Source organism: Corallibacter sp. (genome assembly GCF_048381695.1).
Lineage (GTDB): Bacteria > Bacteroidota > Bacteroidia > Flavobacteriales > Flavobacteriaceae > Corallibacter > Corallibacter vietnamensis.
This window is the reverse complement of the sequence record NZ_JBLXHI010000017.1, coordinates 1-12,109: the sequence shown is the minus strand read 5'-3', so window position 1 is coordinate 12,109 and position 12,109 is coordinate 1. Positions and strand designations below refer to the sequence as shown.

The window sequence follows — 12,109 nt, the reverse complement described above, 5'->3', positions numbered from 1 at the left end:
CTGTTCCAGAAACTTTATGACTATGAATTTGCATAAAAAATGCTCCATGACTTGCTGTTAGTTGTTCTACTCCGATTTGAGCATTATGAAAACCATTACGGTTCAGTGTGATGTGAGTGACATTATTAATATCAACAAAATAATGTTTTTTACTTTCATATAAGATGACATCTAAATTCTCTTGTCTTTCAACAATGCCAGGAATGAAGTTTCCTTCTTGTGCTAAATAATATTCAATGTATTTTTCACAAAAGTTAATAACCCCATTATCACTAAGTGTATTTGATTTATTTTGAATGCTTATTTTACATCCCTTAAATTCTGTATTCATGATTGTAATTTTATTATGATGCCAATAGTTTAAATTCTTCTATTGGCATTAGTTTGTACACTCGTTTGTTGTTTTCTCTATATTCTTTTAAGTCGTAACTATAATAGTCACACCATTTTTTTAACCAGTTCTTTATTTTTCGAACTGATATATTATGGTTACTGTTAGAATAGTAAGCTTGTTTCACTTCCTCTAGACTAAATTTGTTTGAAGATAACATCTCTAGATTCTCTTTTATATATTCTAAAAAATCTTCAGAAGTATCTCCAATGAGCTCTTTAAGCTTCATGGATTCAGTGGACATATATATTAATCCTTTTTCGAGAAATAATTCTACACAACCTATCATAAAGTGATAAAAATTGTTCCAATCATTTTCATTCCAACTTGTAAAGAACTCTCTGTGAAATTTATCGATTGGTGTGTATTTAGTTGAGTAATAATTAGACAATATCAAATCAAAACGACGTCTTTTGCTACTCTCATCACTGCCCTTTACAGGGTAGTTACTACTGAGTAATAGTTTTGGAGCAAGTTTAAACGGTATTATCTCTTTATCTGAATGTTTTTTAGTAACCTCCATATCGTCAGTTATTGTATTATACATATCCGTAAAATGAAAGCCTTGCCTCAGGTCATCAACATAGGCTATTTCATGAGTTTTGTTGATTGGTGCTAAAGCAAAATTATCTTGAGCAGAATAACGTTTACCATCTATTCTTACTAATTTTGAGAATTTAGACAAAGCCTTACTCAGTATTCCTTTTCCACGACCGCCATTTGCTTCAGAATATGATGTTGAATTATCTGATAAGATTACTGCTTTAGCGTTTGACTGTGCCTTATAGTTGCTAGACAAGTAACCTATAGCAGAACGAAAACTTTCAAAATTTTCACCAGCAATATCAGCAACAAAAACTTCAAAATCTGATTGACCTTTAGATTCAGGATTATATTTATGTTGTATAATTTGACTTGCATAAACAGGGTAATCTAATTCAGAGTAATTTATAAACACATTTTGTTTACTTTTATAGATAACCAATACTCCATTCAAGAAGTATTTGTATACTGTATCTGTTGAATCTCTCAATGTTTGTTGCTCTTCTCTCTTTAAATCAGACAAGAATAAATCAGTAAAAATTGCACGTTGTTTTAAAAAGGTGCTAATTAATAGAGTTTTGTTCTCTTGAGTTTCTCTTATATAGTCTATGATTATATTTTTTATATCATATAAATCTAGTTCATAAATTAGGTTTTGTTTTACTATATAATATTGGAAACTACCTCCTTTATTTAAGCAGAAAATATTTTGGGATTTTAAAAACTCAATCAACTTATATTCGTTAACCTTATAGCCTGAAATCTTATTGTCTTTATCGATTATTGTGTCCCAGAAAACATGATTACTCTCTTTTAAATTTTCTAGCTCATTTTGAACTTTCGAGTCCATAAAGTTTATATTATGTTTTTTAAGTAATTCTTTTAGTTTATCTTCATCTTGCAAAAAAGCTATTACATTTCTTTTCAGCTCATAGTTTTCCCATGGTGTAGAATTAAAAACAGATTCGTCTTTGCAAGCACTTGATACAATAGAATCAAGTTCATCATCACTTTCAAAAATATTTGTAAATCTTTCATGAAATAAATTTGTGATATCAGTTTCTGGAACACCTGCTGAATATAATTTTATTGCAAGTTTGAAGAGGTTATTATTACGTTGACCAGCTTCTAAAGAATATTTAGATTCCCAATATTTTAGCACCAATTCTTTTATTCTTTCTATTTCGGTTTCAATAAACATAGAATTCTCTTTTCTGGTTTTTGTTTCATTTTTTTGCTTCGTCATAGCTTTTTGTTTTTTTTCATGATTTAGTTTTGTTATATTTTTGTTTTTGTGACTAACTTCCACTCTGTGGGTAAACTCTTCTGCTTCTTTATTTAAATACAGGTCTTCGTCATAAGAAACAAAAGCTGCTCGTGTTATATCTTTACAAGCAATATCAAACCCATGTATATGAGAATAATACTCTTGAGCACCATTAAATAGACTTTTATGGTCATTATAATCTTGTCTTTTTACTTTAAGAAGTACTTTTAATCCTAACCCCTTTGGTGATGTAAATACAGAGTAAACATGAGGGTCAGATTTCAATTGTTCTTTTGCTATTGATACGTCTTTGATAGTTGAGAAGCCATCAAAATCAAGACACATAAAATCTGCAAAATTTATAATTTTACTTCCAGTTCTCTTATAAAATAGACCATTGAATAGCACTACTGGCAGCTTCTTTTTTAACTCATTCTTCTCCTCTTTGCTTTTGGATTTACGAATGTTTTCAATCAATTGAGAGTATTCACCTGATTGTATGCTTTCTAATATATCATCAACCTTTAAATACTCTGGAGCATTTGAATATAAATTAGAGAAGTATGTTACTTCTTTTTTATTTGCAATGGCTTCCATTGCTTTTTGTCGACCAATGGGAGTGAGTTTTAAATCTAATGCTTCAAATTTCTTTTTTAAGCTTTTATACACCTTAGATTTTGAACCACTTATTCTGTATTCATCCCACATTTCCTTCTTTAGGCTAGAATATTGTTGTAACTCATCAGAAGTGGTTATTGGAGTATTACAGTAAAAATTTAGAGCTAACTTTAGGTCTTCTTTAGTTATTTTGCTCCCTAAAAGTGTTTCTTCAAGCTCAAAAAACTCACCTCCTTTTACAATTTGTGAATTATATATTTTAGTTAATATTTCCTTGTCTATAGACTCTATATCAGAAACATTTATTTTGTTGTTTGTTTCAAGCATAATTGTTTTTTATGATGTTGTTTATTTAGGAGTTAGTTATTCTCCTTCGAATTATTTTTTTAGAAATAATCAATACTCTTCACGGAGACCTGTTTTTCATAATAGTTTTATTACATATAAACCAATTAATCAATGATGTGTTACATCTTAATTACATTGCTTAATATATATATGGTTTGGAGTAGTTTAAACTTGTTTAAGTATGTAAAGACTAGTTAAGAAAAGTTATATTTAAATATATTTGAACTAAAATGGAGCATGCTCGATAATTTGTATAAGGTTCTAACTATAAATACTATAGAAACTAAAACAATATTAATTATGAATACTAAGATTTATACCAGAAAAGAACTAGCTAATTATTTTAATGTCTCTCTATGAACTGTAGACTCTTGGGTCAAGTCAAAAAAAATTAAGTACTTTAAAATTCAGAATGTTATAAGATTCACTGAATCTGAAATAAATGCATTTATAAAGAAAAATTTAGCATAAAAAAACCACTCAAATACTGAGTGGTTTTTCGATTATAATTACTTAATTAGATTACTACCATCCAAATAAGAGTTCGGCAGCTCTTAAAACTTCATTAAATTCTGTATTTACTTTTATGGTTTCTGTATCTAACATTTGTAAGAAATGATAATGTCCATCATCGTTATTGTCATACAATTCTTGTATTTTTTTTCGTAGAGCTTGCCCTTTTTTAGTAGCGTCGTAAGCAATTTTTGTTTTGCTTCTATACTGAGCTATCTTGTCTATTAAACTACTCATCTCTGATTTATAGATTTTCATTTTTGCTTTTATATTCTTTTCCTTTTCAAGAAAATTATATTCCTTGTTTTTTAAACAATAATAGGCGAAAGGAGTTATTTTAATTTTTTTACCATTTTTTAAAATAAAATTTGGATTGTTTGAAGAATAATCTAATTCAGCTCCCATATTTTTTGAACCCTCTTTCAATATGGTTAGCATCTCTTTATCATATTTTTTGAATGAACTTATATTACCGTAGACATCAATACCTTCCCCATCTATACTTTTGTACCAAGACATGGTTTTATACTCAGATGAAGACAAGTAGTAGATTTCATTTCCTGTCAGTATTTTACCTATGAAGATTTTTTTAGAGAAATCATTATGTGTTGAAATGTATATAGAACCTTTTAATATATAATATCCCTTTACTGCGTTGAAATCCTCAATAGGGACTAGTGTTTCTACTTTTTTTTCAATAGTTGGATGGTTTTTTATATAATCACCACCTAAATTTTTCATTGCATTATTCTTTGCTGCCTCAATAGATTCATTATTTCTTTTAACACCTAGCTCATATTTTGATTTCTCATATTTGGCGGTGTTAATTACATTTAAATAATCATAATCGTATTTACTAAAGCTAATGCTTCTAAACTTGGACGAAATATCTTCTTTTAAAGAATTGATAGTCAACTCTGTATTTTTAAGAATGCTTCTTTTTTCTTTTTTATCAACCTCCCCCTTTTCTATCTTCCCTAAACCTTCAATTATATCATTTATTTTGTTGATGTTAAATTCGTCATCAATCTTTTGTTGATGATAGTAAAGAGTATCGTTGACTTTTGTTAGATAATACGAATCGTTTACAGGTGAGTTAAAGTCTGGTATTTCTAAAGTTTTAAACTCTTTGGTATAAGCATTATCCTCTAGATTTAAACCAATAAATTTAATTTCCTCTTGACCATAATTGATAAAACCTATGAAGCTTAAAATTGCTGATAATAATATTTTTTTCATGTAATAATGTGAAAATTGTTTTTTAGTTATCTAATCTATTTTAACATATGTTTCTTCAACTAAGACTCCTCCATCATCAAAGCTAATTTTTAATATTGTTTCGCTTAATTCTTCTATTTGGTAAATATCTGTTGATGAATCGTCAAAATTCAATGTTAATGATGATTCAGATAGTATAAACTGACCATTATCAAAGTCTTCATTACAAAAGTCATCAAAGTATCTTTCTGTAAATGAGTTGTCTTCATTAAAAATATATTGTTCTCTCTCGTTATTACATATAATTTGTGTTTCACTGTCAACTCCATCATGTGTAACATTACTTTCTTCCCATGTACCTTTTAATAGGTCTAATAGAGTAGTTGTAGGTTCAGTTCTTTGTTCTTGGAAATCATCACTAGAGCATGATGATATGAAAAGGCTTGTTACTAATAATGTTGAATAAAAAATAATTCGGGTGTTTTTCATTGTATTTAGATTGATTAATATTTAAATATCACAAAAGATAATATAAAAGCTTTTGAAAGCTTTATGATTTTCCTTAATAATTATTATTCTCTTGCAAAAATAAAACAAAAAAGGTTGTAAACAACAGGTTGTTTACAATTGGTTGATTGTAACCAATTGTTTTCAACTTTGGGTATGACCAAAAGAGAACGTAAAAATGATGTTTCTGAGTTTTGTATTGAACTAGGAAAACACCTAAGAGCTTTGAGAAAAGAAAGAGGTTTAACTATAGAAGAAATTGCTTTTAAAGCAGAAATTGATGCTCAAAACTTGAGAAAATATGAATTAGGAAGGCAAGAGATGAAAATATCTATGTTAAAACGTATAGCGTCTGCTTTTGATTTAACCACTTCAGAATTGTTAGTTTTTGATAAAAAACCTTAACCAATATTTTTCGCTTAAAAATCTCCATTTAAGTAATAAATTATATCTTTAACTCTCCCTTAATTTTTTTTATAGCAATGTTATTTCTATTAAGTAAATGACAGAGCTAAGCTTGTGAATAAACTAAAATATTTTATGTCAAAAAATAAGTTAACATTAACTACATTTGAATCTTGGTTATGGGATTCTGCCAACATATTAAGAGGTAACATAGACTGCTCAGATTTTAAAAATTACATCTTTAGCTTACTTTTCTTAAAACGTTCTAACGATGTTTTTTGAAGAAAAAGTTGAAGCCATTATGTAAAGAGAGGGCTACTCTAAAGAAGAAGCCAAGGATGATACTTATTTTCAGTTACCAGAAGAATCAAGATAGTAAACGATAACAAAACATACTGAAAATATTGATTTTGAGTATATAAAGAACTGGATAATAAAAGTAAAAGAACTATTTTGTTAAAATAAGTATAGAGAAAATGCAGTATAGAAAAAAAATTGTTGAAATTTTAAGAAATAGAGACACATCTCTACCACAGAAAATTGACCAAATTAAGCATAACGTAAATTCAGGTCAATTTAAAGAAGCTCTTTCACTTCATTCTTTATTCAAAAACTTTTTGCACAAAACACCCTATTTTAATTCAATTGAGGATATACACCTGAAAGAACCGTTTAATTTTTCTCAAAACTTAAAGATTGAGTTTAGATGGCTAACTAATATTTTAGAAGATTATTTCACAGAAATTAATGAGTTCATGAAATTGAAAAATAATTTCGAGACATTATTATTGTTGGATAATTATGATGAAGCGAGATTAATAGTTTTAGAAATAGAAGACAAATTTGGGATTAGCCTTTGGAGCATTGAGGCTCATTTATTTGTTGAAGATAATATAAATGGGACTGAAGCTAATTGGAATTTACTAAGTGACTACCTCACTAAGATTAAAACCCCTCTTTATGAATTCATTATTAATTCAAGTAGTAAGAGAGTTGAATCCAAAATGAGTTTTGAGAGCTTTTTAAATCATTTTCAAAATGACATAGACACCATCAATGCAGATGGAGTTATTGAAGATTTTTTGGTGTTCAAAAATTTTAATTACCCCAATTACGATTATTCTTATAAAAATTTAGAAAGCGTTTACTATGTAGCAAATACGCTTTCTATAGTAGACCAATATTTGATTTTAATTGATGCTATAATATATAACTCTAATAAAATTAATAAGCATGATAGGTTCTATCAAGTCTTTCTAAAAAAAGCTAAAAAAAATATTCATAATGACAGTAGATTAATAAATCTTTATAATTTATTAAATATTAAGGATGATTATGATACAGCCAATGATAATGAACTGTTTTTTAATTGTTCCAACTCCTACTATGAGGGTTTGTTTAAAAAGACACTTAAGTTTTCGTTAGAAGGGTTAAAAGAAAACCCTTTAGAATTTGAATATTACGAATTTTATTGTAAGTCTTTAATTAATTTAGAGTCTGATTTTATTAAAACAGGCATCAGTAGAGCTATCGATAAAATTCTTTTTAGTGTATTTCAGGTATTTAGTTTCAAAAATGATGAACAAGAGAATTTTGATTTCTTATTAACTACAGCGTTAAGATATATGAATACAAGTTTTGGAAAACAAGTATTCAGTTTAATTTCTGAAATTGAAGCAAATTTAGAAAAACACTACATAAGAGGCTTGTTTTCTTCTAGCTACACAACTAGCAAGTTTCTTTTCTTTCATAATACGAGAGAATGTATTATAAAAAACCTTGCCCCTGTTAGAAACAATTTTTCTTTTCAAGTTGCTGAATACAAATTAGGTCTAACAACAAATCTAAAAGAACCAATTTCTAAAGATTATAGACAAAACAAAACTTTTAAAGCTATAAGATATTATAATAAAAAGGAATATCCTGAAGTAATAGAATTGTTAGAAAATGACCCAAAACTTGATTCAATCAATTATTACAGAGAAAGAAAAATAAGTTTATTATTCCACTCTTACCTTCATCAAAATTTACTATCCAAAGCATTAAAATTATATGGTCTTGTTTTTTTTGATGAGAATTTTAGTTCAAGGAAAATTAACACATCCCTTTTATTTAATAAAATTAAAGAGTGTAAAAACAAGCAAGGTTTTGAGGCGCATATTGAGTTCCCTATCGTTATGTCATTACATAGTAAAGAGTTTGACCTATATGAAGCTTATGATGATTTTTTATTCGCAAATAATATTGAAGACCTAAAAAATTTAGATATTGATTCTTTTGTTCATCACTTTGGTTTAAGTAAGACTATTTATTTCCTTGAAAACGTATCAACCATTGACACAATTAAATATTCCTCAGATTATGGTTCTATTAGTGAAGTCGAAGAAGATAGAGTAATGATTCTTAATATTCTAATAAAATTAAATAATGATTCAAAAACCGAATATGAAAAAGAAATAAATGAGATATTAAGAACCAATTCAGTTAGAAAAGTTTTAAAAGAGGTAGATGAAGGTAGACTGTATATTGATGTAGACAATCTTAAAAAAAAACAAATTAAAAAGTTTAAGGATGATTTTAAAAGATTTAAAGAAATAGAACAATCTTCATCAGCGCAAAAATTAATTAGTTTTAATCCATCTAACAAGCAAAACTGGGATGAATTACTATCTATTAGTTCATCAAAAATTGACTCATATAATTCCGCAGAATATTTGGCTTTTAAAAATATTTATTTAGAATCTAGAGAGAATTTTTTATTTAGTAAAGAGCATGGTTTAGACAGCTGCTTAAGCACAAGAATTCGACACGGTGCTTTGAAAAACCATATCCGAAGTGTTTTTGAGAAACTTAATTTGGTAACATCAAAACTTAATAATGAATATAAGGATAATGATGTATGGGAGCAACAACTAAGTGGTTATTTCGTAGAAAATATTAGAGTACAAAAAGCTCTAAAGAAATTCTCATCTGAAATTGACGAGTATATTATTTTCATAGTAGATAAACTAATCCAGATTAAAACAGAAAAGACAAAAGAAAAGGATTATGGTATTTTTGGGTTTTTCACAAATGATGATATATTATATGATTTTTTTCAAAGAAATAGAGAAAAATTTGATACTACTGAAACTATTATAGATATGTTGCTTACAAATTTAGTTGAGCACACTCTTATATCATTACAGAAAAAAATAGTAAATAAATTTAAAGGTGATATTAGGACTAATTTTCAAGAAATTATTGATAATTGTATAGAAGAAGTACGAGAATTTAATTTAACTTCAGATTGTGAACTTATACCTAATTTAATTAAATCTGGCACTGAAATACAAAAAGAGTTAGAGGTTATATCAGACTGGTTTTATTTAAACACTACAAACTCTACATCACTTCTCAGTATAGATACTGTAATTGAAGCCAGTATTGTTCTTACTAATCGAATTAATCCTAATTTTCTCATAAAACCTACTATTCAAAATAATATAGCTCCTTTTGGTGTTTATTCAAGTACAATATTTGTTTTTAATATATTATTAAATAATATCATTTCTCATTCTAAACTGACACCTAACGAGGTTAAGATTCATATTAGTATCGATTTACATCTTGATAAATATGTAAAAATTGCATTTTGTAATAATTTAAAGGAAAATGAAGATTATTCTGAAAACAGAAAAAGACTTGAAGAAGTAAAGCAAAATTGGAATGACCATTCCAATATTGATAGGTCAAATAAAGAGGATAAAAGTGGTTTTGATAAAATTAAAAGGATTCTAATTTATGAAACCTCTGCTAAAACAGACATGTTTGACTTTTCATTTTCCGAAAATAACTTAACAGTTGAATTATTTTTTCCTTTTGTAAAATTAAATGAAGATGAATAAAGTATTAATTATTGAGGATGATATAACTAAAATTGCTCGTCTAAAAGAATTTTTCAGTAGTGACTCTATTACTTTAAAAGAATCCTATCAAAGTGGTGTTTCTGAGTTAAAGAAAAATTTCAAAGAATATGATTTTCTGATTTTAGATATGACTATACCTTTGTGGGGGAAGGGTAATAATGATTTGGGGGGGAATTATGAACAATTTGGAGGAGAGAAAGTTCTAAGAGAAATGAAACGAAAAAAAATATTCCTACCTACTATTCTCTTTACAATGTTTGATGTATTTCCAACAAATGATGGAGCATTAACATTTAAAGAATTGAATCAAAAATATAATGAAGCATTTGAAGAATTTTATATTGGAGCAGTACTTTTTAAGACTAATGAAGATAATTGGATTGAGAAACTATATAAATTGATAATCGAAATAAAAAAATGAGTTTTATAAGTATACTCATAGTTGATGATGACTTAAAAAAAATCACATCAATTATAAATGCAATAAAAGAAACAATTTCAGAAACTTTATCTATAAATCAAGCATCTTGCGTTCAAGAAGCAATAGAGTATTTACAAAGAAAAGAATTTCATCTTTTAATTACAGACTTGAAAATGCCCATTAAACATGATGATTCCCCTGATGATTCAGGCGGAGAATCATTAGTTAGAAGTTTATACAGAAGAAGAACTAAGGCAAATGTTCCAATGTACATTATAGGTTTAACTCAATTCATTGAGTTAAAAAAAGATTTGAAAAATGTTTGGAATGTTTGGTATTATGATGCTAGTGAAGAAAAATGGAAAGAAAGCTTAAGAGATTTAATATTTCATATAAGCCTAGTTAAATCTCGGATAAACGTTGAAAAAATAGAAACCTTATTTGTAGAAGGAACAACTGATAAGAAAATAATTAAGTCTACTATTTCTAAGTTTTACCCTAAAAAAGAGAAGTTATTATTCATTGATACTCTAAAATTTGGGGGAGGAGCTTCTTGGGTTGAGAGACAATTATTTATTTGGGGGAAACAATTAGCCATGAAAACAAATGATAATAAATATTTAAAAGCAATCGGTTTATTTGATGATGATAAAGCAGGGAAAGATTCCATTAAAAAACTTAGAAATCTTATTGATATAAACTCAGCTGAATCTAAAACATTTATTATTAGAAAATGTAGTGCTAAATATTCTCCTATACTAAAATCTATTAAAAAAAAGGGAATTACTTTTTCTACTGTAATTGAAGATTTGCTTTCTGAATTCTTTTGGAAACAAGCTAAAAAAAATGAATGGTTAGAAAAAAGAGATTTAACTAATATAGTAATTGATGATACAAAAATAAGTTTATCGATTAAAAGTGATTTTACCGAGGATAGGTTAGAAAAATTGGGGTTTACTAAATTGGAAGCACTTATTATTTTATATAAAATTGGTGATGATTATAAAAAACCTTTTGCTAAATTGATTATGGAATCTGATGAGAAATTACTCATGCCAATTAAATATCTTGTAGATGATTTTTTTGAATCATTAAGTTTATAATGTTAAAAATTTAAATCAAAAAATTAACAGCTCTTCTGGAACATAATAACTAGCCGAATACTTTAGTTCTTTACCTGTTTTAATAAACTCATTGAAAGCTTTGTTATACCACAATGGGTCATTTGGCATTTTTGAATAATCATCAAATAACTTTACATCAAAATAGTGATTATCCTCAGTCCATGGTTCTATTCCGTAAATTCCAAAACTCATTTTTTCAATTCTCTCTAGAACAGTTTTAAAATCATTTTCAGAGAAATACGCTATTGTCGGAGCATCCCAACCTGTGTTCAAATCTGTAAGTCCTTCAAAAATATGCTTTTCTAAAATTTTATTTTTCAAACACTGGTTCATTGATTCCTTCTTTAATTAATAAATACTTCACGACCGAATGCCAATCTTTAAAGTTCTCTTGTCCAAAATGGATGTGTTCGCCTGAAAAACGGTCAACACCATTTGCGAGCCTATCGTCAATAATGTAATCACCTTGGTTCAAATGTTTGTTATGAGATAAAATCAATCGTTTATAGGCTAATTCAGGTAAATATTTTTTTACCCATGATACTTTTTCAGATGCTGCGGTTGGATTATCCCAAGGACTAGTGGAAAGAATGTATACATCAAAATGTTTTACTAGTATTTTAAAGGATTCTATTGCATCCTTCATCGGCTTCATAAGAGAAAAAATCCCTTCTATGTCATCCATGTTATCTTTATATTTCTCTTTTATACTATTGTCTAAAAAAGGAAATGCAGAACGGAAGTTAACCAATACATTGTCCATGTCAATGTATAAGATTTTTTTGTTTGTTTTATTCAAATATTTATGTGTTTTATTTACACTTAAATATACGAAAAACCCGATAA

The 12,109-nt window shown here is 27.4% G+C and carries 11 protein-coding genes and 1 pseudogene; 6 read left to right on the top strand and 6 right to left on the bottom strand.

Annotation, left to right across the window (positions count from 1 at the left end):
• On the bottom strand, window positions 1-331 hold a 331-nt coding region (locus tag ACN5J3_RS13680), incomplete at its 3' end, for a hypothetical protein (protein WP_418512108.1).
• 13 nt (window positions 332-344) lie between these two features.
• Window positions 345-3,146: a BT4734/BF3469 family protein gene (locus ACN5J3_RS13675; protein ID WP_418512107.1), complete on the bottom strand. Its 2,802-nt coding sequence runs from the start codon at window positions 3,144-3,146 to the stop codon at window positions 345-347.
• A 393-nt stretch (window positions 3,147-3,539) separates the two neighbouring features.
• Between ACN5J3_RS13675 and ACN5J3_RS13670 the strand changes: the two are divergent.
• Window positions 3,540-3,638: pseudogene (locus ACN5J3_RS13670) on the top strand (hypothetical protein); the annotation flags it as partial.
• Between the two features lie 54 nt (window positions 3,639-3,692).
• On the opposite strand, the gene ACN5J3_RS13665 reads toward ACN5J3_RS13670, so the two are convergent.
• Together ACN5J3_RS13665 and ACN5J3_RS13660 are read right to left on the bottom strand one after the other, a co-directional pair.
• Window positions 3,693-4,919, bottom strand: a complete 1,227-nt coding sequence (locus ACN5J3_RS13665) for a hypothetical protein (protein ID WP_418512106.1) — start codon at window positions 4,917-4,919, stop codon at window positions 3,693-3,695.
• A 30-nt stretch (window positions 4,920-4,949) separates the two neighbouring features.
• Window positions 4,950-5,387, bottom strand: a complete 438-nt coding sequence (locus ACN5J3_RS13660; RefSeq protein ID WP_418512105.1) for a lipocalin family protein — start codon at window positions 5,385-5,387, stop codon at window positions 4,950-4,952.
• Window positions 5,388-5,561: 174 nt separating this feature from the next.
• Between ACN5J3_RS13660 and ACN5J3_RS13655 the strand changes: the two genes are divergently transcribed.
• The 5 genes from ACN5J3_RS13655 (at window position 5,562) to ACN5J3_RS13635 (ending at window position 11,242) form a co-directional block, all read left to right on the top strand.
• Entirely contained in the window at window positions 5,562-5,810 is a 249-nt protein-coding gene (locus ACN5J3_RS13655; RefSeq protein WP_418512104.1) for a helix-turn-helix domain-containing protein, read from the top strand.
• A gap of 135 nt (window positions 5,811-5,945) precedes the next feature.
• Window positions 5,946-6,092 (top strand): type I restriction-modification system subunit M N-terminal domain-containing protein, encoded by a 147-nt coding sequence (locus ACN5J3_RS13650; protein ID WP_418512103.1) that lies wholly within the window; start codon window positions 5,946-5,948, stop codon window positions 6,090-6,092.
• A 194-nt stretch (window positions 6,093-6,286) separates the two neighbouring features.
• A complete protein-coding gene (locus tag ACN5J3_RS13645) occupies window positions 6,287-9,697 on the top strand; it encodes a hypothetical protein (RefSeq protein WP_418512102.1) in 3,411 nt (1,136 codons plus the stop codon).
• On the top strand, window positions 9,690-10,139 hold the full coding sequence (locus ACN5J3_RS13640; RefSeq protein WP_418512101.1) for a hypothetical protein: 450 nt from the start codon (window positions 9,690-9,692) through the stop codon (window positions 10,137-10,139). Before ACN5J3_RS13645 ends, ACN5J3_RS13640 begins: the two co-directional genes overlap by 8 nt.
• On the top strand, window positions 10,136-11,242 hold the full coding sequence (locus ACN5J3_RS13635; protein ID WP_418512100.1) for a hypothetical protein: 1,107 nt from the start codon (window positions 10,136-10,138) through the stop codon (window positions 11,240-11,242). Before ACN5J3_RS13640 ends, ACN5J3_RS13635 begins: the two co-directional genes overlap by 4 nt.
• A gap of 15 nt (window positions 11,243-11,257) precedes the next feature.
• Here ACN5J3_RS13635 and ACN5J3_RS13630 read toward each other — a convergent pair whose 3' ends face one another.
• Together ACN5J3_RS13630 and ACN5J3_RS13625 are read right to left on the bottom strand one after the other, a co-directional pair.
• On the bottom strand, window positions 11,258-11,596 hold the full coding sequence (locus ACN5J3_RS13630; RefSeq protein WP_418512099.1) for a hypothetical protein: 339 nt from the start codon (window positions 11,594-11,596) through the stop codon (window positions 11,258-11,260).
• The coding region (locus tag ACN5J3_RS13625) for a 5' nucleotidase, NT5C type (RefSeq protein ID WP_418512098.1) at window positions 11,574-12,109 on the bottom strand (536 nt) is incomplete at its 5' end. The genes ACN5J3_RS13625 and ACN5J3_RS13630, both read right to left, overlap by 23 nt.